Raw genomic sequence first — 21,797 nt, forward strand, 5'->3', positions numbered from 1 at the left:
TAATCCTCCTTTTATAATAAGAAATTCTTATAATCTTCATACAAAAAACCAAAACGTGACACACTATAAAATACGCTATACTAAGCATTGAAAGGAGGTCTTTTTCATGTCCATTAATTTTCACGATGCAAATAATAAATACACATACGCACAGCGAAACGCCCATAGTTCTTGGGGAGAGATGATAAAAAGTATTACAAATATACAAAACAAGCAAATTATTGATATCGGCTGTGGTGGCGGAATTTATACGAAAGAACTTGCCCTTATGGGAGCAGAAAGTGTTGTTGGACTTGATTTTTCAAAAGAAATATTACAAGCTGCAAAAGAAAATTGTAGCGGCTTTTCAAACATTTCATTCATTCACGGTGATGCACATAGCGTTCCATATCCTAATGATACATTCGACATTGTTATTTCACGCGCAGTTATTCATCATTTACACGACATTCCCATATTTCTACGTGAAGCTTCTCGTATATTAAAGAAAAACGGTGTATTCATTGTACAAGACCGAACCATTGAAGATTGTACAATTCCTGGAAGCCCCGAACACATCCGTGGATATTTTTTCTCTATCTTTCCAAAACTCATTGAAATTGAAGCAAAAAGACGTCCAAAAACCACCACGATACAACAAGAATTACAAAAATATTTTCTTCACGTATTCCCCACTCAAACACAATGGGAAGTACGAAAAATACATGATTCTGTAGAAGCATTATTACAAGATTTATCACCTCGAACAGGTCGATCTATTCTATTCGAATTAACAGATCATGAACTTTCTCAACTTCTACAACAAGTACAGACTGCCTTGCAAAACGTATCTCCTATTATCGAAAGGGATCGGTGGACAATTTGGAGCGCCATGAAATTGTAAGGAAGGAAGCCTCACAAAATAATGTGAGGCTTCCTTCTTTCATAATCTAATTTTGCAACACTCTTGATATCCTCCACTTCTGGCCTGTGCACTTCCACACTTCGGACATACTAAATATCTAGACTGATTTGTCAACAAACTACCTTTTTGAAAGAGTAAAACTTCTGCTTGTTTAAACGAACGCGAATAATATAACCACATAAAACCAATTATAGCAATAATGCCAAATAATACTCCCATCGCAAGCATTTCAGTCACCTCTTTTGGTTTGTTCTTTCCAGCAAGTGGATTGTTGTATTATTCTCTGTAAATTCAAACAATCCCTTCTTTACTCCTATAAATATCAACTTTCTCTACAAATTTTACAATTCTCCACAAAATTTCACCCTCGTTTTACAATTCACCATTCCCTTTACAACAATGAAAATCACATTCGATATTTCGCTATTTAAATATATCTTTCAAAAAAATATTGACTTTCAAAAAAAAACATGTGACAATACTGTCAGAATACTTGAATAAAAATTCATTGACGAGAACGAGTACGTTATAGGACTGTCCCCCAGAGAGTTGGCGATTGCTGAAAGCCAACGTTCAGTGCGTAGCCGAAAATCATCTCCGAGAAGTAGAACCGAATGTTACAGTAAGTTCTTACCGGCTGTCCCCCGTTACAAGGAACACGTATCATGTTGTACGTTGTAAAGCCGTATACATATAGACTCATTTCTACATGTATAAATTAGGGTGGTATCGCGGGTAAATATAACTCGTCCCTTTCTTTAGGGACGAGTTTTTTGTGTTCTTACAAATGAATGTAAAAAAGGAGGAAAAACAATGAACACTGTATCAAAAAAACATATTTTTTTCACGGGTCTTATGCTATTTTCTTTATTTTTTGGGGCAGGTAATTTAATTTTCCCTCCCATGCTTGGACAAAATGCAGGTGAAAACTTTTGGCCTGCAATAATTGGATTTTTACTAACAGGGGTCGGTTTACCATTATTAACTGTTATTGCAATTTCTTTATCAGGAAATGGTATGCAACAACTCGCAAGTCATGTTCACCCATTATTCGGAATTTTCTTTACTGTTGTTGTATACATCGCTATCGGTCCTTCTATGGGAATTCCACGCGTTGCAAATGTCGCTTATGAAATGGGTGTTAGTTCTTTCTTACCAGAAACAATTCGCTCTAGTAGTCTAGCACTATTTTTATACACGATCATTTTCTTCGCAATCGTATTTTGGCTTAGTTTAAATCCATCTAAACTTGTCGATCGCATTGGAAATATTTTAACACCTATTTTATTACTCTCTATTTTCTTGTTATTTGTTAAAAGTGTATTTACACCACTCGGGCAATCAGGACTAGCAATGCAAGAGTATCAAACTTCTCCAATCTTCAAGGGCTTTATGGAAGGATACTTAACGATGGATACCATTTCGGCACTTGCATTTGGAATTATCGTTGTAAATGCCATTCGTTCTAAAGGTGTACAGGATCGTAAATCCATTGCCATCGCAACAGCAAAAGCAGGACTTATTGCCGCTATCGGTCTCGTACTTGTATATGGTGCACTTGGCTGGCTCGGTGCAACTAGTGTCTCTCTCGGATACGCAAAAAATGGTGGACAATTACTTACTGTCATCGTACAACAGTTATTCGGTCCATACGGTTTGTTTCTATTATCTCTTATCGTTACACTCGCTTGCTTAACAACATGTGTTGGACTTGTATCTGCATGTAGTCAATACTTCTCAACATTATTGACTAAATTTTCATACAAAACGTACGCTAGCATCATTTGCGCATTAGGATTATTAGTTGCCAACTTAGGTTTAACAAAAATTATTGCTATCTCTGTTCCAATCCTACTTGTCGTATATCCAATTGCGATTGTACTTGTTCTACTATCGTTACTTCATAAATATTTCGGTGGGTATCGCTCTGTTTATGTAGGTACTTTAATTGGAGCAGCAATTGTAAGCGTATTTGATGGATTAAAACAAGGTGGTATTTCCATTTCATTTATCACACCATATTTTGAGTTTATCCCTTTATATAATGAAGGAATTGGCTGGCTAATACCAGCATTAGCCGGAGCTCTTATTGGCCTTACAATCGCTAAGCTAAGCGGTGCAAAAAAAGTTCCTTTACTAAACGAATCTCATGAAGTAAAAGCATCCTAAAAAAACTCCCGCATGGGAGTTTTTTTACATTCGATAAGCAGTATGATTAAAGCTACTTATTTTATAAGCTTTCGTATAATAGTCGATATTTGTATCCACCGTTTCTACTTTGACAACATCATAGGACTCTTCTTGCTTTACTAAAAATAAATAGTACTCTTCTGTCGCCTCAACAATTGCAATTTTATCTGTTTCAACATTATATTGTTCACAAAGCGCTTGTAATGCGTTCACATAATCCCCTAGTTTTTTAGACTTATCCATGCCGAATATAGTTTGAACTAACATATACATTCTCCCCTTTATATGTACTGTTAACAACCTAATGATAACGCTTACATTTATTATCGTCAATAAAAAAATTTGGTGCAAACTAATAATCAGTGAGATAGCCCTCCCACTGATTATTAGCCTTCACTTTATCATTTCGTCAATTGATGTCTAAATGCATAAATAACCGCCTGTGTACGATCACTTACATTAAGCTTATTTAATATATTACTCACATGTGTCTTTACTGTTTTGAGAGCAATAAACAATTCATCTGCAATCTCTTGATTACTTTTCCCTTCTGCAATTAATAACAAAATTTCAGACTCTCTTTCTGTTAACTCCTCATGCAAAGGTTGTTCTTTCTTCTGACGCATACGAGACATCATTTTACCAGTAACTTTTGGCTCTAATACCGTTTCTCCATCATAAGTAGCTCGTACAGCGTCTGCTATATCACTCGCTCTTGATGTTTTTAATAAATAACTTGTCGCTCCAGCCTCAATTACAGGGTACAACTTCTCGTCATCTAAAAAGCTCGTTACAACTACAATTTTTGCTTCTGGCCATTCCTGAATAATAGCTCGTGTTGCTTCAACCCCATCCATCTCATCCATGACAAGGTCCATCAAAATAATATCCGGTCTTAATTGCAAAGCTAACTCTGCACCTTTTCTCCCATTTTCAGCTTCTCCAACTACTTCAATATCTGGCTGTGTTGATAAATATGCTGATACACCCATTCGAACCATTTCATGATCATCCACTAGTAATACTTTTATCATGATTCTCCCCCTCTCTCAATCATAATCGGTACTTTCACTTCTATTTGCGTACCTTTAGCCGGAAAACTAAGCACTTTTAATGTCCCACCAATTTCATGAACACGCTCTTGCATTGATCTTAAACCATATGAACCAGCTTTATTAACTCCAACTTCAAATCCAACACCATCATCAATAATTTTTAGAATTGCATATTGATCAATTTTTCGAAGACGCACTTCCGTTTTCTTTGCCTTCGCATGCCGTAAAGTATTAGAAAGCGCCTCTTGTACAATGCGGAATAAATGATCTTCTACACCTTTTTTCAATTCTATTGGATCGATTAACCATTCAATTTTCATATGTTGCTTTCTAGAAAGTTCTGTTAATAACTCTTCTATTCCCTCTGTTAGCTTCTTACCTTCTAACTGTACTGGGCGTAAATGAAGAAGTAATGCTCTCATTTCTGATTGTGCATTTACAACCATATTTTCAACGAGCTGCAACTGCTTTTTCGTCGTTTCTGGAAATTCAGCTACTTGTTCATTAATAGCCGACATCATCATCGACATTGCAAAAAGCTGCTGACTTACAGAATCATGCAGCTCCCTCGCCAATCGATGCCTCTCTTGGGAAATCGCTTCTTGTCTCATCTCTTCATTCCAATGAGCTCGTTCATTCGTTACTTTTTGAAAGAGTCCAGCTTGCTCCTCTAATCGACGAGCAAGACCGATTACTTTTCGTTCCACTTCATGAAATTCATCATCTGCAGTAAACGAAACATCGCTCGGAAAATTCCCTCGCTCTACTTCAAATAAAAACGTATTTAATCCTTGTATACGCTGCTCTATATAGTAACCGATTGCATATCCTACAATTCCCCCGATAAGTAAACTTGTAGTCATAATAAACAAGCCAATTGGAACAGAAGCGATGGATTCCTTCCATAGTAAATCATACACTTGTTGCTCGCTCTTCCATACATATACAATTGTACAAATAAGTGCGATACTAACAGAGGACAACATAGAATAACGAATATACATCCACGAAATATTTTTTTGTTTCTTCATTATACTTTCCTCACTTCCGTATCGCCTACGACAAGCGAAGAAATAATTTTAATACGACGAGGAGCCTCTTTATACTGCTCTGTTCTAAATGTAACATTGCGGTTAAACCCTGTCTCTTCATGTCCTGGCAAAAGCACCCGTCCGACAATAACAGAATGATTTAAAGAAAGTTCAATATCATATGGCACATATAAACGAATATTACCAACGACACCTCGAATAACAATTACCGTTTCTCCTTCAGGAATCATAGCAGTTGTTAAATCTATTTCCACATCGCAAGCACCATATTGAACATTAATATCCTCGAGTTCATAAATATGATCCATCATTCGTACATTACCTACAAACATATTTTTCAAATATGGTTCTGTACGATATATTTGCTTCTCTTCGTCTATAATCCCTTTTTCTTTAATTTCAACTTTCATTGCCTTTTGCTTATGCCCTTGTTGAATCAATTGATAACCAATTAAAGCTAAACAAGCGAATACGACAAGAACAAATGCTGCTGATGAAAATAAGAAGAATAAAAATACGATACCACCAACAAATAAAAATACATTTCCCCGTACATAACGATTCTTTTTACGATAATGCCTTCCAAACATAAGCATAATAAATGCAAAAATGAGACCACCTGGTTCAAAATGTCCAAGTATCATATCAAGAAAAAGACCGAATCCAAATATGATGAGGAGCATCCCCATTAATTGTGTTTTTGAAAAATGTTTCTTCATTTCAGCTCCCCCCTTCTTGTCACATATACATAGAAGAAAAGGCATTGCTTTCCAATACCTTTTCTCCTATCACTATATCATAAGCCTGTTTTATAATATACTACTATTATTTTGTTAACTCTTTCGTTAACGATACATCATTCTTTTCCTTCATTTCACGCTCAAGCTTTGCAATCTTCATATCAAATGTGTCACGTTCATGTTCCTCATTCATACGAGTTTCTAAGTCGCGAATATGATCCTCAATTTCTTCAAATCGTAAAAATGGATTATTTTCATCCATTTTATGCATCGCAGTATTCATACGGCGATTTGCATGCGCCATATTTTCACGTGCCATTAATTCCATACGCTTTGCGTGCATTTCTTTTAATTTATTTTTCATTTCAGAAAGACGACGCTCTAACTCATCAATTTGCTCTACAACACCTGCATACATTTCTTCTAATCGAGTTACTTGCCCTTCATAATAAGCTACTTCCTCTAAAGCACGCTCATGTAGTTGTAGTTCGCCTGCTTCTTGAGCAATGATTGCTTGCTTCGATCTTTTATTAACGAAATATCGCGCTTGCTCAAGTTCACGAGCAAAATTAGATTTTAATGTTTTATGACGCTGAATTAACTTCTCAATTTTTGTGATTTCACGCTCACTATCGCGTAAATATTGGTTTAACATAGCGATTGGATTTTTTCTTTCTTTCTCATCTAACACATTATGAAAATCTGCTAAAATTGCATCGCGTACACGTCCGAATAAAGATTGTTTCATTATAATCTTCCTCTCTTCTACTTTATAAATTTGATTTATTTTATATTAGTTTTTCATTAACTTGTTCCACTCATCTTCAAAGTTGCTATATGGTTTAGAACTTTCTGGAGCAGAATCAACAACTACATCTTTTTCTTTTTTCCACTCACGGTATCCGTAGTATAAAACTACTAATGCTGCAATACCGATTAATGCTGGGGAATGAGAAAGGGCGATGGACAAGCCGATTAAACCAACAATACCCCAAGCTAACTTTCCAAAAAATGATTGTGCTCGCACAAATGATTTATAGCTCCAGTACACAACTCCTGCTCCAATTGCGAATCCTATAATACCAGCAAGACTGCCAAGAGCAATTAAAGCTAAAATACCAGCCGCGATAAACGCTAGAAATTGTTTCATCTTGTGCTTGCCTCCCTTCGATTTGATACTCTTATCTTAACTATTTTTTCTTTTTTCCATAACGAGCTTAAGAACCGTTTTCGACTCAGACTTAAGACCGAGTTGCATTCAGCCTTTTGTAAAAACATACGGTAGGATAGAATCATTCACTCTTTTTCCGCACATAAAAAGCCGCACAGAGAACATTCTCTGTACGGCTTTCGTTACGATTCATAAACTTCATTTTCATTATGCTGTTTTATCATACTCTTTCTTTCCCGCTACTTTAGAAAACCGCGGGAAACCAATTAATATAGAAATGATTCCACATACTCCAACTAAAATCGGATAAAACGCATATGGCAACAATTCAACCGGAGATAACGCCGCAAATCCTGCTGCTGTTAACATTTGCGCGCCGTACGGTATTAATCCTTGCACACAGCATGAGAAAAGATCTAAAACACTCGCTGATTTACGGGGATCAATTTCATATTGATCTGCAATGTTTTTCGCAAGTGGACCTGTAAAGATAATAGAAATCGTATTATTCGCTGTACACATATTCGTCATACCTACTAAACCAGCGATACCAAACTCTGCTCCTTTTTTTGAACGAATGTTACGAGTTAAAATATTCATTAAATATTGAATGCCACCGTTATATTGAATCAGTTCGACCATACCGCCAATTAAAATAGCAAGTAATACTAACTCCATCATACCGCCCATTCCAGTCGTTACACTTTTAAAGAAACTCTCTAACGTGTAACTTCCATCTAAAAGACCGATAACACCTGATAATACAGTTCCACCAGTTAACACGATAAGTACATTCCAGCCAAGTAATGCTGTAATAAGTACTCCTGCATACGGTAAAATCTTTATCCAGTCAAAGCTATGCGCTTTAATCTGCGTATCGCTTCCTAAAGTAACGATTACTAATAGTACAATTGTAATAATCGCTGCTGGTAATACAATTAAAAAGTTTGTTTTAAACTTATCTTTCATTTCCGTTCCTTGTGAACGTACGGCTGCAATTGTTGTATCTGAAATAAATGATAAATTATCACCAAACATCGCTCCACCAACAACAGTAGCCATCGTAAGTGCAATGGAGATATCAGTTTGCCCACTAATACCTACAGCAATTGGTGCTAATGCAGCAATTGTACCCATTGAAGTTCCCATCGCTAATGAAATAAATGCCCCTATAACAAAAATTCCAGCTACGATAAATCCTTGTGGTAAAATGGATAACGCTAAGTTAACTGTAGAATCAACGCCGCCCATCCCTTTTGCTGTTTCAGAAAATGCTCCTGCCAGTACAAAAATTAGAACCATAATCATAATATCCGGGTTCCCTGCACCTTTAGCAAATCGTTCTACTTTTACATGAAAACTTTCTTTACGATTCATTGCTAAAGCGACTCCCACAGCAATTGAAATCGCTACAAGTATCGGCAATTTATAGAAATCACCTGTAATAATTCCAGAACCAATAAATAGCGCCAAAAATATCCCAAGTGGTAATAAAGCCAAACCATTTCCTCTCGTTTCTTTCAAAGTACCATCTCTCCCTAGTTTCAACCTTTTTCTAATAAATAACAAAAGACCTCTTCCAATGAGAAGAGGTCTTATACATCTATAAGAAACGCTCTTCTCATCTTTCAAGCACATGCTTGCTGGATTTGGCACAGCACTCTGAAATCGAGTCCGCTGCCGAGGCATCGTAGGGCCAGTCCCTCCGCCTCTCTTTATAAGAAGGTTTCATATTTATTTTTTAATAATAATTTCTTCCCTAACTTTACTCGCTTACAAAACAAAAGTCAATTATTTTTTGTATAGATTTTTTTGGTAATTATACAAAAATTTAAATACAACAATCATTTTAACTTTTGATTTCTTCTTTCAATATTGAAATCCAATAAAATTCACTATTTTTTATTGCATCTATGATCCATTTCGTAGTGTACCAAGCCAATTCATACTCTTCTTTTGTAACATCGCCACTTTTATAAGCATCCTCTAGCTCATCTTCATCCAATATATACATTTTACCGTTCGGTAATAACACTACATCTAAATATAAATCATCAAAATACGGTAAACCACGTTCGTCTATTTCATATTCTTTCGCCACATCGATATAATATTGTACTAATTCTTTTTGATCATCTAACATAGCGGTAATCGCAAAGTTTTTCCCGTTTATGAAATACTGAATCCACGTATACCGATCGCCAGCAATACAAAGCTCTTTACCATCATATTCTTTACAACTAGGTTCTCTCACCTTTTTTATTTCCAGTATTCCTAGCATTCCCTCTTCGACTTGCTTAACCGTATAATCTTTCTCTATTAGTCGCTTCCACGAAGAACCGTCACCATATTTACGTTTCATTTCGTCTGCTCCCCTTCTATATAGAAAAGCCCCCACATATTATGTGAGAGCTTGTTCAAATTATAATTAAGCTGCTTGCTTATTAGAAATTTCTTTCAAGTAGGCTTGTCCTTTTTCAGCGTCATACTGACCTTCCCACTTAGACATAACTACAGCTGCTAAAGAGTTACCTACAACGTTAACTGCTGTACGAGCCATATCTAAAATACGGTCAATACCAGCGATAAAGGCTAAACCTTCAGCTGGAATACCTACTGTACCAAGTGTCGCTAATAATACAACGAATGATACGCCAGGTACACCCGCAATACCTTTTGATGTAAGCATTAATACAAGCAATAATGTAATTTGTTGTGTAATGGATAAATCAATACCGTACATTTGCGCTAAGAAAATAGCTGCAATTGCTTGATATAAAGTTGATCCATCTAAGTTAAATGAATAACCTGTCGGAATAACGAAAGATGTAATTGCCTTTGGACAACCGAACTTCTCCATTTTCTCCATGATTTTTGGTAAAACTGTTTCTGAACTTGCTGTAGAGTACGCTAAGATCAGTTCATCTTTTAAAATCTTAAAGAATTGGAAAATGTTAATTCCAAATATTTTCGCTGTAATTCCTAATACGACTACAACGAAGAAAATCATTGCTCCGTATACTACAATTAATAATTTCCCTAATGGAATTAATGACGAAAGACCAAATGTAGAAACTGTAACTCCAATTAACGCAAATACACCAAATGGTGCAAATTTCATAACTTGGTTTGTTACGTAAAACATTGCATCAGCTACACCTTGGAAAAATTGAAGAACTGGTCTTCCTCTTTCACCAATTGCCGCTACACCTAAACCAAATAATACAGAGAAGAAGATAATAGCAAGCATATCTCCGTCAGCTAATGACTTTACAATGTTCGTTGGAACAATATTTACAAATGTATCTGCAAATGAATGACTTTGTACTTGCTCTGTCGTATGTGTATATTTCGAAATATCTGTCTTCGTTAACTGCTCCATATTTACGCCTTTTCCTGGTTGGAAAATATTCGCAATTAACAGACCGACAATAATTGCAATTGTTGTAATAATTTCAAAGTAAATAATTGTTTTTCCGCCTAGTCGACCTAATTTTTTAACATCGCCAACACCAGCAACCCCAACAACAATACTTGCTACAACAATCGGTACAACGATCATTTTAATTAATCGGATAAAAATATCACCAATTGGTTGTAAATAACTCACCACTGCCGGATTGCCAAAGAAAATCGCCCCAACTGCAATACCTAGCGCAAGTCCAATTAATATTTGCCATGCAAGTCCTATTCTTTTCATATTTGTTGTAACCCCCTCTTCGATGTGTCACTCTACCTCTCATTCTATATCTATAAAACTTGAAATTAAGAGTATTACATATTATTCGACAATTCACTACATTTTGTCCCTGTTAAAAATCATAAATCAAAATTTAAAATCTGACAACAAAATAACTTTTCCTGAACACAAATAATTTTCTTGACAAAAACAAATCCCATGTCAGAAAACCTAACATGAGAACGATTCCCTACTAGTATTTTAGAGGGTTTTCAACTTAAATTTCACTATATAAAGGCGCGCTTTTTTCCTTTATTTCACAGATGAAATCCAGAATACACCTTTGTTGCATAAACTAAAAAAATACAATCATCATTACAATTACTGTTGAAAAATGCTAAATTCCGACAAAACTTAGCAATTTTATAAAATTTTCTTTACATTATGATTACAACGATAGACACTCTTCTTCTTATGATATATAACATTCATAGGGAAAGGAGTTAGACAACCATGAAAAAGAAATTTGCAGCGTTTAGCGTTTTAGCAGCAGGAACCATTTTTGTTTCTCCACTACTTTCACCCGTATACGCTGAAACGAATCAAGATAAATTATCTAATATTCAATCTAAATTAGAAGGAAAACAAAATGACTTACAAAATAAATCAGCTGAGAAAGAACAAATAGAAAAAGAAATTCAAGAATTACAAAAGAAAATCGATGACTTAACTACTTCTATTAATAAAAACGAAGCTGAGTTAAACGATACAAAAAAAGAAATTAGTAAAACACAACAAATAATAACTGACAAAAAGAAACATATAGAGCAATTACAAACAAACATAGATACACGCCAGGAAGTTATTAAGCAACGACTTCAATCTATGCAAGAAAAACCTCGCACGAATATCATTACTGAAGTATTAACAAATTCTGCAAACATTGCTGATCTTGTTGATAATATGTATTCTGTCAGTTTAATTTTAAACAACGATACTGATATTGTGAAAAAACAAACAACTGACCAAGATGCTGTGACGAAAGAAAAAGAGGCTGTTGAGAAAAAAGAGCAACAATTGAAAGAATCCGAGCAAAAATTAGAACAAAAACAACAAGAATTACAAAATAACCAACAACAGCAACAAACTCTTATTAGCGATCTACATACGAAAGTAGCAAAAGTAGATTCAGAGATTGAAGGATTAGAAGAATCTAAAGGCATTTTAGAAAATCAGCGTCAAGCTGTTCAAAAAGCAATTGAAGAAGAAAAACGCGCGGAAGAAGCTCGTAAAGCTGAAGAAGCACGTAAGGCAGAGGAAGCTCGCAAACAAGCTGCCACACCTGCTCAAGCTGCTCCAGTACCTCACGATACAAACGTTGGTGGATTTATTAAACCAGCAGCTGGATCAAAAACTTCTGGTTTTGGCGTGCGCTCTATAGATAACCATAAAGGAATCGATATCGCAGCTTCAGGAACGGTTCCAATTATTGCCGCTGCAGATGGCGTTGTTATTCGCTCAGAATTATCATCTAGTTACGGAAATGTTGTGTACTTATCTCACCGTATAAACGGAAAAACATACACAACAGTATATGCTCATATGAGTAGCCGTTCTGTATCGAATGGACAAACTGTAAAACAAGGAACTCAACTTGGATTTATGGGGAATACTGGCCAATCATACGGACAACATTTACACTTCGAACTTCATCTTGGAGAATGGAATGTCGGTAAAACAAACGCAGTTGATCCATCTCCTTATATCGGATTATAAAAAAACTCGGTGCATACCGAGTTTTTTTATTTCCCCTTCACACACTATAGGCATTCCACATAGACTACAACTAAATGCCTATAGTTTACGGGGTGAATGATATGAATACACAATTACAACAAAAAATAGAAGAAGCTAGAGAAACTTACATTGGTCGGTTATTTACATTTGGCGGCTCAGCGTTATTTTTAATCGGATCATTTATTGCAGTCGTGACAGCCTATAAAGCCTATCAACGCTTATTAAATACACCTACAACATAATAAAAAGACGGAGATTTCTCCGTCTTTTTATTATGCAAACATTTTAAATACGCCTATCGCATTTAAAAATACAATAATTACAGTTACCGGAATAACATAACGAAGCAAGAAAAACCAAATATTAAATAACGTTTTCCCTTTTGTTTCCGTAACTTCTAATTCTTTCATTAACATTTCTTTACTCATTTTATTTGGTACGAATAGCGAAATGGCTAATACCCCAAGCGGCAGTAATACGTTACTTACCGAGAAATCGACTAAGTCAAAGAATGTTTTCCCAAATATTTTCACATCACTCATAATTCCAAACGATAGGGCTGACGGGATTCCAACTCCAAAAATAAGAATACCAATTAATAACGATGCTGATGGGCGCTTTTTCTCATTATCTTTCGCAACAGATGCTACTACAATTTCAAGCATGGAAATCGCAGATGTTAACGTTGCAAAGAAGAATAACACTAAAAACATAATGAAGAAAAATTGTCCAAATGGTATTTTTGCAAATACTGCTGGAAGGACGATAAACAGTAGTCCTGGCCCTTCAGTCGGCTTAACGCCTAATGCGAAAATCGCCGGGAAAATTGCTAATCCTGCAAGTACTGTAATAAAAACAGTTAAACTTACAATAGATGTTGCTGATTTCGCTAAATGTTCTTCTTTCTTCAAATAGGAACTATACGTTACCATTACTGAGGCACCAACTGTTAGCGAGAAGAACGATTGCCCCATCGCGTATAAAATCGTATCTGCTGTCAACTTTGAAAAATCCGGTTTCAAGAAGAACTCTACCCCAGCAAAAGCACCATCGAGTGTCAATGCACGAATAATGATAGCAATAAACAAAATAAATAATAGCGGCATCATATACTTACTTGCTTTTTCTATCCCTTTCTCTACACCTTTACTTACAACAAAAATAGTGCAAAGCATAAAGAGAAATTGCGCTCCAATTGCGCTTACTGGATTTGAAATCGTTTCACCAAACAATTGTCCATAATCAACAACACCATTCCAGAAGCTTCCTGTAACACTATAGTATAAATACAGTAAAATCCATCCACCTACAACACTATAAAAAGATAGTACACTAAAACAAGTAACAACTCCCATACGACCAATCCAAGGATATAACTTGCTATTTGGCACCAATACTTTATACGCTGTAACTGCCTCTTTTTGCGTACTACGCCCAATAACAAATTCAGCTAAAAGAAGCGGCATACCTATAAATAAAGTTAATAGTAAAAATACAAGGAAGAATGCGCCTCCCCCACCATTACCTGCAACATATGGAAATTTCCATATCGCACCAAGACCTACTGCGGCTCCGGCTGCTGCGAGTACAAAGCCTATTTTCGACGTCCATTGCTGTGTTTCTTTCATTATAATTTCTCCTTTTCTGAATATTTAAACTTTTGTTAATTATACACTTTCATTTCATACTCGCACACCTCCTTTAGAAAATAAAAAAGTCCCCTACACGCAAATATGCATGTAGAGGACGATATATGTAATGTAAATACCGTGGTACCACCTCAATTGGATTGATAAATCCCACTTGTTCAAGTACAGGAAAAACTCCGATACTCTATCCTTTTAACGGCGGAACCCGGGTTGCCTACTACAATGTTCAACATACCTCTCGCAAGCCCATTCTGTATATTTTATCGTACCGGGCTCACACCTTACCCCAGCTCTCTGAACGTATCAAATATACCTACTCTTCTTGCTCATCGATTTCATCTATTGAAGTTACTTGTGATTATAAATTATATTTTTATAGTTGTAAAGTACAATTTATTCATTATCCTATATGAACTCTTCTCTCTAATTCTTGTAAAAACAATTCTCTTTTTTGTTCATTTTGAACATATATCGACTTTAATACTTCTTGCAACAATATATTTCTCTGTCTTTTCTCTATTTGTAATTCTTTCACTTTTATTCTAACTTCGTATAAAAAATTAAGGTACGACTCATACGCCTCATCATATTTATTTGCAATATCATCACGAATTTTTTTTGCAAGTTTTGGGCTCGCTCCCCCAGTAGAAACAGCCACATTCAGTAATCCACGATGAATCGCCGCCGGAAAATGAACATTACCACTTTCCGGGTTCGTAATAACATTTACTAATTGATTTTCTGCGCTATCTTCAGCAATTTGTTCATTTAATACAGCATCACTACTCGCTGCAACAACTAAAAAAGCGTCTTTAATGTCACTTTTTTCATACTCCCTTTGATACCAACGAATTTTCTTTTCTTCTACAAGTTTCACTAAATTTGCATCCAATTCAGGACTTATCACAACTATATCCGCACCTTGTTTTAGTAAAGGAATAATTTTAAATCCCGCAACTTTCCCTCCACCAATAACAACAACACGTTTCTTCTTAACTCGCACTGTAAGTGGATACATATTGATCTCCCTTCAATAATTTTTTCGTTTTCTGAATTAACATATACTGAAATGCTTCATTCTTGCCTAAATACGGACTTATTTTTATCTCTTCCAGCTCATATTGACTCACTTCTTTTTCAATATGTTTCATAAGTAAACCTGTAAATAATAAGTAAGGCAGTACAACGATGTTCTTTTCTTTTCGTTCTATGACTTCTTTTAACTTATCCTCAAATTTCGGCTTGGCAGCTGCTAAATAACAAACCTCTACTTTTTTAATTTTCTCTTCCGTTTGAAATAAAGAAGCAATCCAGTTTATATCTCGTAATACTTCAGGGTCACTGCTCCCTCTTGCAACAAGAAGTAGCGTCACTTCATTTTTATCTTCCTGTTCAATACCACTTCCACTATATACCGATTTAACAAGTGTTTCTGATACACCAAACGGATTACCATAAGTCACTTTAACATTCGAAAATTGATTATTTAACTTTTCCAATTCAAACGGGATATCTTTTTTCACATGACCTGCCGCTAATAAAAAAACTGGAATAACAATAATCTCTGTAGCACCACGCTTCACACATGTACGGAACCCTTCATCAATAGTTGGACTCGCTAACTCTAAAAAACAAACTTCTTGAATACTTGCCTCTACACGGTTCATGCATGACGTAATAAACGCAACAGCTTCTTCTTTAGCTGCTTTCAAACGACTTCCATGGCATATATATAAGATGGCTTTCATTTTATAACACTCCACTTACTTGATACGTACTTTCTGTCTGTTTCTCAAACCAATGGATTTTTTCTCGAAAACGGACCACCTCTCCAATTACAATCATGCTCGGATTTTGAATTTGTTCTTTTTTTGCAACATCTACAATTGTTCCTAACGTTCCAACAACTGTACGCTGCATAGATGTCGTTCCTCGCTCAATAATAGCAACAGGTGTACTTTTATCTTTTCCATGCTTCATTAGTTGCTCACATATGTAGGGTAAATTGCTAACCCCCATATATACAGCTAAAGTCTCTACACCTTTCGCTAAATTTTCCCACTTCACTTCCTCTTCGGCATCTTCTTTTCTATGCCCCGTTACAATAGCAAAACTTGCACTTGCATCACGATGTGTCACTGGGATACCAGCATAAGCAGGAGCAGCTATTCCAGCTGAAATACCAGGAACGATTTCAAACGGTACACCTTGCTTTGCTAACGCTTCAGCTTCTTCTCCTCCCCTACCAAATACAAATGGATCCCCACCTTTTAGCCTCGTTACAACTTTTCCCTTTTTCGCATATTTAATAAGAAACATGTTAATTGTCTCTTGCTTCATCGTGTGATAATTTGGTAGTTTTCCGCAATAAATTAAATCCGCTTCAGGCTTTGCATAAGAAAGCAATTCTTTATTCACGAGACGGTCGTATAAAATAACATCTGCTTTCTCAATACATTTCAATCCTTTTACAGTAATTAAATCTGGATCACCAGGACCCGCCCCAACGATATAAACCTTCCCCATCATCTCTCCTCATTTCTACTATTAAAGTGAAACTTCCATCCTTATATACGAATGGAAGTTTTCATTATTTTTTATTCCCTACTCATGAATAACAAATGCCGCACCTTTTCGAATCTTCTTTTTTTCAAATAAAGAAATCTCCTTTACTTCTGGCAGCGGTAAAAAATGCTTTTCAAGCTCCATCTCTGCAAGCTTAAACGCCTGTTCTTCACTTTGAGCAACGACAACAATAGGAACAATACTATTTACTAATACAGCTTCAAATCGATATAAATCCATATTGTCCCTCCTAAGACGCTATTACTTCTTCTAGCACGTTATTTAACGCTATTTGTAATGTCTCTACACCAACACGGCCGACAAAATCATAAAACGTTTCAGCTAATAATTTATTCTCTTTGAAATAACTGATAAATGCTGCAAGTACATCTGGTAGATCCTCACCATCTATTTTCCCTTTTAACTTTTGGTTATAAGCACCACCATCTAACAGCGTTCCACCTACATATATTTCAAATGCTTCAACAATTCCTTTTTCCTTCGTTTTCATTTTCACCCCTTGTAATCCAATGTCAGCAATTTGACGTTGACCACATGAATTCGGGCACCCTACCATATGAATACGAACCGGAACATCGAGTGCAATTTGTGTATCTAAGTATTCGGCAATTTTTCGCAATCTTTCTTTCGTTTCTACTAAAGCAAGATTGCAATATTCAATACCAGTGCAAGAAACTGCATGACCAATAAACGATTTCGGACTTGCTGATATCGCTTCAAATAATGGCTCATTTAGTAAACCCTCCACATTTTCTGGCGGAACATTCGGAATAATAAAGTTTTGTGAATTACATGTACGAATTTGTCCATTCCCATACTGTTTAGCAATTCTTGCAATCTCAAACATTTCTTCTGCATGTAGGCGTCCTACTGGCACATTAAAACCTACATATTTTAGTCCGTCTTGTTTTTGATCTTGAACTCCATAAAAGTATCCCGCATTCCAGCCTTTGAGAGCACTTTCCCCTTTACTTTGCAATGGCCCTGTATACTCTATTAGTTTCTCTTTGAACTTCTCTGCTCCCCAGTCTGCAACAAGAAACTTCAAACGGGCTAAATGACGTTTTTCGCGATATCCAAAATCACGGAATATTGTAGCAATCGCAATTGCTACCGCCTTCACTTCTTCTGGTAAAACGAATACATCTAATTCATCCGCTAAATATGGACGAGCTGATAATCCACCGCCTACTTTTATATGAAAACCAACTTTTTTCTCACCGTCTATCTCTTTCGTTGCAGGTGTAAACGCAACACAGTTAATCTCTGCGTTTGCTGAATTATAAATGTTAGAACTAATAGACATTTTAAATTTACGTGGTAAGTTAGAAAACTCTTCATTATGTTGGAAATAGTCATATACCTCTTTTACAATGCCAGTTGTATCAAACAGTTCATTTGCATCAATACCAGCAAGTGGATTTCCTGTAATATTACGCGTTATATCACCACACGCTCCAGCTGAAGATAGCCCAACTCTTGCTAATCTTTTAAAAATATCTGGAATTTGCTGAATTTCTAACCAATGAAACTGAATCGCCTGTCTTGTTGTAATATCTATTACGTCACGCCCATAATCCTCAGCAATAGAAGCAAGCACTTCTGCCTGTGCATTCGTAATAATCCCTGAAGGAATATTTACACGCATCATAAAATAACCAGCTTCTTTCGGTCTTTGTAAATACAACCCTGCCCATTTGAATGCGTCCCACTCTTCTTTCGGAATAGATTCGAAGCCATTCTCTGCATAGTAAGGAATATCATTAAAGATCTCCAAGCCATCTTTTTTTAATTTATTTTTCTCAGTCTGATTTAATTTTTCATTGTTAGCCCATACTTTTTCATAACTCATTTTTTAATCCCCCTATATAAAGTGAAACTTTAATCAGCGAGGGGTGTTCCTCCCCCACTGATTATTATTTGAACCAATCGGGCATTTACAGGCAATTCATCTCCCACCTAACTTCTTTGCCCTAGCCAAATTTTGAGATGACAGTTTTACTGCCCGTTAACACGAGATAAAACTACGCTCTTGTAAGTACTTCACGATTTGTTCTGCACATTCTTCAATAGAATACTTATGCGTTTCTACAATTAATTCCGCTTGCTCTGGTTCCTCATACGGTGAATCGATACCTGTAAACTCTTTAATATCACCTTTTCTTGCTTTTTTATACAGCCCTTTCGGATCACGCTTTTCACACTCTTCAATTGGACATTTTACAAACACTTCTATAAACTCATCTGCAGCTAATAGATCTCTAACTTGTTTTCGGTCTACTCGAAACGGTGAAATAAACGCCGTAAGAACAACAGTACCTTGATCTACAAATAGTTTCGCCACTTCGCCAATCCTTCTTATATTCTCCATACGATCACTTTCAGAAAACCCTAAGTCTTTATTTAAACCGTGGCGTATATTATCTCCATCTAGTACATAGTTTCCAATATTCTTTTCAAATAGTTTACGAGCAACCGCGTTCGCCACTGTAGATTTACCTGAAGCTGATAAACCAGTAAACCAAATTACAAAACTGTGATGTCCATTCTTCACTCTTCTCTCATCTTTTGAAACCGAAGCTGTATGCCAAGTAATATTTGTGTCCATCTCATTCTCTCCCTATTCTGTTACTACTGCTTTTTTCAAGCCTTTAATTAGCACTTCCACTACTTCTTTACGACTAAATGTACTTGGCGGAACCTCACCGTTTCTTAATAATTCTCTTACTTTCGTACCCGATAAAATGACATGATCTTCTTTTCCGTGCGGGCATGTTTTCGTCGAAGCCATTGCTTCACATTTCGTGCAGTAAAAACTATGTTCAAAAAATAGCGGTGTAATCCCTAATTCTTCTACTGTAAAGTTTGTAAAAATTTCTTGCGCTTCATAAGTACCGTAATAATCTCCTACCCCTGCATGATCTCGCCCTACAATAAAGTGGGTACATCCAAAATTCTTTCTGACTAGTGCATGAAATATCGCTTCCCTCGGTCCTGCGTAACGCATCGCTGCAGGAAATACACTTAAAAAGACACGATTTTTCGGATAGTAGTTTTGAAGTAACACTTCATAGCTTTCCATTCTTACATCAGCAGGAATATCGTCCGACTTCGTTTCCCCAACGAGCGGATTTAAAAAGAGGCCATCTACAATTTCAAGAGCAGATTTTTGAATATATTCATGGGCACGATGTACCGGATTTCTCGTTTGGAATCCGACTACTGTTTTCCAACCACGTTTTTTAAATTCTTCTCTCGTTTCAATTGGATCTAAATGATAAGAAGGAAATGGATTACTTTCAAAACGTTTCGTAAGAATAATAGCTCCTCCGACGTAAACGTTCGGTCGTTCGTATAATTTTTTCACCCCTGGATGAGCCTCATCCGTCGTTTTATACACTAGTAACGCTTCTTTTTCCTTATCCGGAGTAAAAATATCTTCTATTTGAATGACACCATATACGTTTCCATCTTTAACAAGTTTTACTTTCTCTCCAGCTATTAGACTCTCTGCTACTTCTTCTGTTACTGGTAATGTAATTGGTATACTCCAAACGCTCCCATTAGCTAAACGAAGCGTTTCTACCACCGAATCATAATCTTTCTTCCCTAAAAAACCAGTAAGCGGGCTATATCCTCCTGTTGCTAATAGCTCTAAATCACTTAACGCAATGTTGTCTAGCCCAATTTCTTTTTCAATTTGTGATACATCATATGTCTCGTCTATAAGATTTACTAATTCGTTTCTTGTACTCATTTTCTATACCCTCTCTTAGCTTTATTTTCAAATTCATCTTATTGGTAATGTAGACCACATTCAGTTTTCACTTTCCCGGCCCATCTACCATCTCTCGAATCGCCACCCTCACCTACAGGTAACGTACACTTCTCACACCCAATACTTGGATATCCAACATCATGCAGCGGGTTATACGGCAAACTATGTTTGTATACATATCGCCATACCTCTTTCCATGTCCAATGAATGAGCGGACAAACTTTAATAGAATGAAAGCGATGATCTTGATTTATAAACTTTGTATGCTTACGCGTTTCTGATTGTTCCCTCCTTAAGCCCGATATCCACGCTTTTTCCGCTGCTAATGATTTTTCTAACGGTAAAATTTTTCTAATCTTACAACAAAGATTCGGATTACTTTCCCATAATTTCTCACCATGCAACTTCGCTTGTTCATCAAGCGTAAGTTCCGGTTGTTTTTCTATAATATTTAATGAAGGAAATCGCCTCCGCACTTTTTGAATTAATTCATATGTTTCTTGAAAATGAACATTTGTATCTAAAAATACAACTTTAGCAGATGGATTTACTTGGTTTATAAGATGCAGCAATACCATCCCTTCCACTCCGAAGCTACATGCGTATACAATTTCACCTTCATATTCTTTATAAGCCCAACTTAAAACAGATAGCGCGCCTTTCGTTTCATCTTCTTCTGAAAATGAAACATTATTTTCTTCCCACGTTTCATACGTCAACATGTTTTTTCCCCCTGTAAAAGCAAAAAGACGGTTTTAACCTAATCAAAATAGGTTAAAACCGCCTCTAGTTTTTCTAGTCAGCGCTTTTTACTTTAAACGTACCTTTTCACTTTTCTCTAATTGAATGACTTTTCCATCTTGCACAACAATTGTAATTGAACCATATTTCATATCAGCAAGCATCGCTTCAATTTTCTCAGATACTTCCTCAAAATGTTCCCGTACACTCACGCGAACAGCCCCCCTTTTTATTCATAAAAAAAATCTTTCCCATTTCGAAAAGACTGTTCGGTAATATATTTTACCTTATCTTTCAAAATGGATTCCATTTTGCTGGATTTAGCACCTTGCTTTCTATAAGCAGGTTGCCGAGCTTCGTCGGGCCAGTTCCCTCCGCTTCTCTTGATAAGCTTTGTATTTGTATTTTATCACAATTCTGATTTTTTTCAATCCTAGTTTTCCGATATATTTTAA

At 36.1% G+C, this 21,797-nt stretch carries 24 protein-coding genes, 2 riboswitches and 2 other annotated features; of the genes, 4 read left to right on the forward strand and 20 right to left on the reverse strand.

Features of this window, described 5'->3' with window-relative positions:
* Positions 1-106 precede the first annotated feature (106 nt).
* Positions 107-883, forward strand: coding sequence for a class I SAM-dependent methyltransferase (locus COL05_RS24005; RefSeq protein ID WP_098670412.1), 777 nt, complete (start codon positions 107-109; stop codon positions 881-883).
* A gap of 39 nt (positions 884-922) precedes the next feature.
* On the opposite strand, the gene COL05_RS24010 is transcribed toward COL05_RS24005, so the two are convergent.
* Positions 923-1,132: a hypothetical protein gene (locus COL05_RS24010; protein ID WP_000880630.1), complete on the reverse strand. Its 210-nt coding sequence runs from the start codon at positions 1,130-1,132 to the stop codon at positions 923-925.
* A 271-nt stretch (positions 1,133-1,403) separates the two neighbouring features.
* Positions 1,404-1,661: a binding site (T-box leader), on the forward strand.
* A gap of 56 nt (positions 1,662-1,717) precedes the next feature.
* Between COL05_RS24010 and brnQ3 the strand changes: the two genes are divergently transcribed.
* Positions 1,718-3,073, forward strand: coding sequence for a branched-chain amino acid transport system II carrier protein BrnQ3 (brnQ3, locus tag COL05_RS24015; protein WP_098670413.1), 1,356 nt, complete (start codon positions 1,718-1,720; stop codon positions 3,071-3,073).
* Positions 3,074-3,097: 24 nt separating this feature from the next.
* Here brnQ3 and COL05_RS24020 read toward each other — a convergent pair whose 3' ends face one another.
* The 9 genes from COL05_RS24020 to gltP all read right to left on the reverse strand — a co-directional run bounded on the left by COL05_RS24020 (position 3,098) and on the right by gltP (position 10,812).
* A complete protein-coding gene (locus COL05_RS24020) occupies positions 3,098-3,436 on the reverse strand; it encodes a DUF3922 domain-containing protein (protein ID WP_142337645.1) in 339 nt (112 codons plus the stop codon).
* A 59-nt stretch (positions 3,437-3,495) separates the two neighbouring features.
* Positions 3,496-4,128: a response regulator gene (locus COL05_RS24025; RefSeq protein WP_000598703.1), complete on the reverse strand. Its 633-nt coding sequence runs from the start codon at positions 4,126-4,128 to the stop codon at positions 3,496-3,498.
* A complete protein-coding gene (locus COL05_RS24030; protein ID WP_098670415.1) occupies positions 4,125-5,180 on the reverse strand; it encodes a sensor histidine kinase in 1,056 nt (351 codons plus the stop codon). Before COL05_RS24030 ends, COL05_RS24025 begins: the two co-directional genes overlap by 4 nt.
* The gene (gene liaF, locus COL05_RS24035) at positions 5,180-5,920 is read right to left on the reverse strand and encodes a cell wall-active antibiotics response protein LiaF (protein WP_000716089.1); all 741 of its coding nucleotides are present in this window, start codon (positions 5,918-5,920) and stop codon (positions 5,180-5,182) included. The genes COL05_RS24030 and liaF overlap by 1 nt, the downstream gene beginning before the upstream one ends.
* A 106-nt stretch (positions 5,921-6,026) precedes the next feature.
* The gene (locus tag COL05_RS24040) at positions 6,027-6,689 is read right to left on the reverse strand and encodes a PspA/IM30 family protein (RefSeq protein ID WP_000814138.1); all 663 of its coding nucleotides are present in this window, start codon (positions 6,687-6,689) and stop codon (positions 6,027-6,029) included.
* Between the two features lie 45 nt (positions 6,690-6,734).
* Positions 6,735-7,091, reverse strand: coding sequence for a lmo0954 family membrane protein (locus COL05_RS24045; protein ID WP_000808632.1), 357 nt, complete (start codon positions 7,089-7,091; stop codon positions 6,735-6,737).
* A gap of 228 nt (positions 7,092-7,319) precedes the next feature.
* Complete coding sequence (locus COL05_RS24050; protein ID WP_098670452.1) at positions 7,320-8,636, reverse strand: Na+/H+ antiporter NhaC family protein; 1,317 nt, start codon at positions 8,634-8,636, stop codon at positions 7,320-7,322.
* Between the two features lie 94 nt (positions 8,637-8,730).
* Positions 8,731-8,836, reverse strand: a riboswitch (SAM riboswitch).
* A gap of 125 nt (positions 8,837-8,961) precedes the next feature.
* Complete coding sequence (locus COL05_RS24055) at positions 8,962-9,474, reverse strand: ribonuclease FAU-1 family protein (protein WP_098670416.1); 513 nt, start codon at positions 9,472-9,474, stop codon at positions 8,962-8,964.
* Between the two features lie 66 nt (positions 9,475-9,540).
* Positions 9,541-10,812, reverse strand: a complete 1,272-nt coding sequence (gene gltP / locus COL05_RS24060) for a glutamate/aspartate:proton symporter GltP (RefSeq protein ID WP_000821138.1) — start codon at positions 10,810-10,812, stop codon at positions 9,541-9,543.
* Between the two features lie 492 nt (positions 10,813-11,304).
* Between gltP and COL05_RS24065 the strand changes: the two genes are divergently transcribed.
* Both COL05_RS24065 and COL05_RS31520 read left to right on the forward strand, forming a co-directional pair.
* Entirely contained in the window at positions 11,305-12,567 is a 1,263-nt protein-coding gene (locus tag COL05_RS24065; RefSeq protein ID WP_098670417.1) for a murein hydrolase activator EnvC family protein, read from the forward strand.
* Positions 12,568-12,668: 101 nt separating this feature from the next.
* Positions 12,669-12,830 carry a hypothetical protein gene (locus COL05_RS31520; protein ID WP_170957703.1) on the forward strand — a complete coding sequence of 54 codons (162 nt, stop codon included), beginning with the start codon at positions 12,669-12,671 and terminating at the stop codon, positions 12,828-12,830.
* Positions 12,831-12,860: 30 nt separating this feature from the next.
* Here the strand turns inward: COL05_RS31520 and COL05_RS24070 are convergent, their stop codons facing one another.
* The 10 genes from COL05_RS24070 to COL05_RS24120 all read right to left on the reverse strand — a co-directional run bounded on the left by COL05_RS24070 (position 12,861) and on the right by COL05_RS24120 (position 21,554).
* Positions 12,861-14,216 (reverse strand): sodium-dependent transporter, encoded by a 1,356-nt coding sequence (locus COL05_RS24070; RefSeq protein WP_142337641.1) that lies wholly within the window; start codon positions 14,214-14,216, stop codon positions 12,861-12,863.
* A gap of 111 nt (positions 14,217-14,327) precedes the next feature.
* Positions 14,328-14,576 (reverse strand) — a binding site (T-box leader).
* Positions 14,577-14,637: 61 nt separating this feature from the next.
* Complete coding sequence (locus COL05_RS24080; protein WP_098670419.1) at positions 14,638-15,255, reverse strand: NAD(P)-binding protein; 618 nt, start codon at positions 15,253-15,255, stop codon at positions 14,638-14,640.
* Positions 15,230-15,985, reverse strand: a complete 756-nt coding sequence (locus tag COL05_RS24085; protein WP_098670420.1) for a sirohydrochlorin chelatase — start codon at positions 15,983-15,985, stop codon at positions 15,230-15,232. The genes COL05_RS24080 and COL05_RS24085 overlap by 26 nt, the downstream gene beginning before the upstream one ends.
* A 1-nt stretch (position 15,986) precedes the next feature.
* Positions 15,987-16,763, reverse strand: a complete 777-nt coding sequence (gene cobA / locus COL05_RS24090; RefSeq protein ID WP_098670421.1) for a uroporphyrinogen-III C-methyltransferase — start codon at positions 16,761-16,763, stop codon at positions 15,987-15,989.
* Positions 16,764-16,841: 78 nt separating this feature from the next.
* Positions 16,842-17,042: a DUF3906 family protein gene (locus COL05_RS24095; RefSeq protein WP_000366917.1), complete on the reverse strand. Its 201-nt coding sequence runs from the start codon at positions 17,040-17,042 to the stop codon at positions 16,842-16,844.
* 10 nt (positions 17,043-17,052) lie between these two features.
* A complete protein-coding gene (locus COL05_RS24100) occupies positions 17,053-18,675 on the reverse strand; it encodes a nitrite/sulfite reductase (protein ID WP_098670422.1) in 1,623 nt (540 codons plus the stop codon).
* 156 nt (positions 18,676-18,831) lie between these two features.
* Positions 18,832-19,431: an adenylyl-sulfate kinase gene (gene cysC / locus COL05_RS24105; RefSeq protein ID WP_098670423.1), complete on the reverse strand. Its 600-nt coding sequence runs from the start codon at positions 19,429-19,431 to the stop codon at positions 18,832-18,834.
* A 12-nt stretch (positions 19,432-19,443) separates the two neighbouring features.
* Positions 19,444-20,580, reverse strand: coding sequence for a sulfate adenylyltransferase (gene sat / locus COL05_RS24110; RefSeq protein WP_098670424.1), 1,137 nt, complete (start codon positions 20,578-20,580; stop codon positions 19,444-19,446).
* A 38-nt stretch (positions 20,581-20,618) separates the two neighbouring features.
* Positions 20,619-21,323: a phosphoadenylyl-sulfate reductase gene (locus COL05_RS24115; protein ID WP_098670425.1), complete on the reverse strand. Its 705-nt coding sequence runs from the start codon at positions 21,321-21,323 to the stop codon at positions 20,619-20,621.
* A gap of 87 nt (positions 21,324-21,410) precedes the next feature.
* Positions 21,411-21,554: a YezD family protein gene (locus COL05_RS24120; RefSeq protein ID WP_000116161.1), complete on the reverse strand. Its 144-nt coding sequence runs from the start codon at positions 21,552-21,554 to the stop codon at positions 21,411-21,413.
* Positions 21,555-21,626: 72 nt separating this feature from the next.
* Positions 21,627-21,735: riboswitch (SAM riboswitch) on the reverse strand.
* Positions 21,736-21,797: the final 62 nt, after the last annotated feature.

This window comes from Bacillus sp. AFS059628 (assembly GCF_002571225.1).
In the GTDB taxonomy this organism is placed as follows: Bacteria; Bacillota; Bacilli; order Bacillales; family Bacillaceae_G; genus Bacillus_A.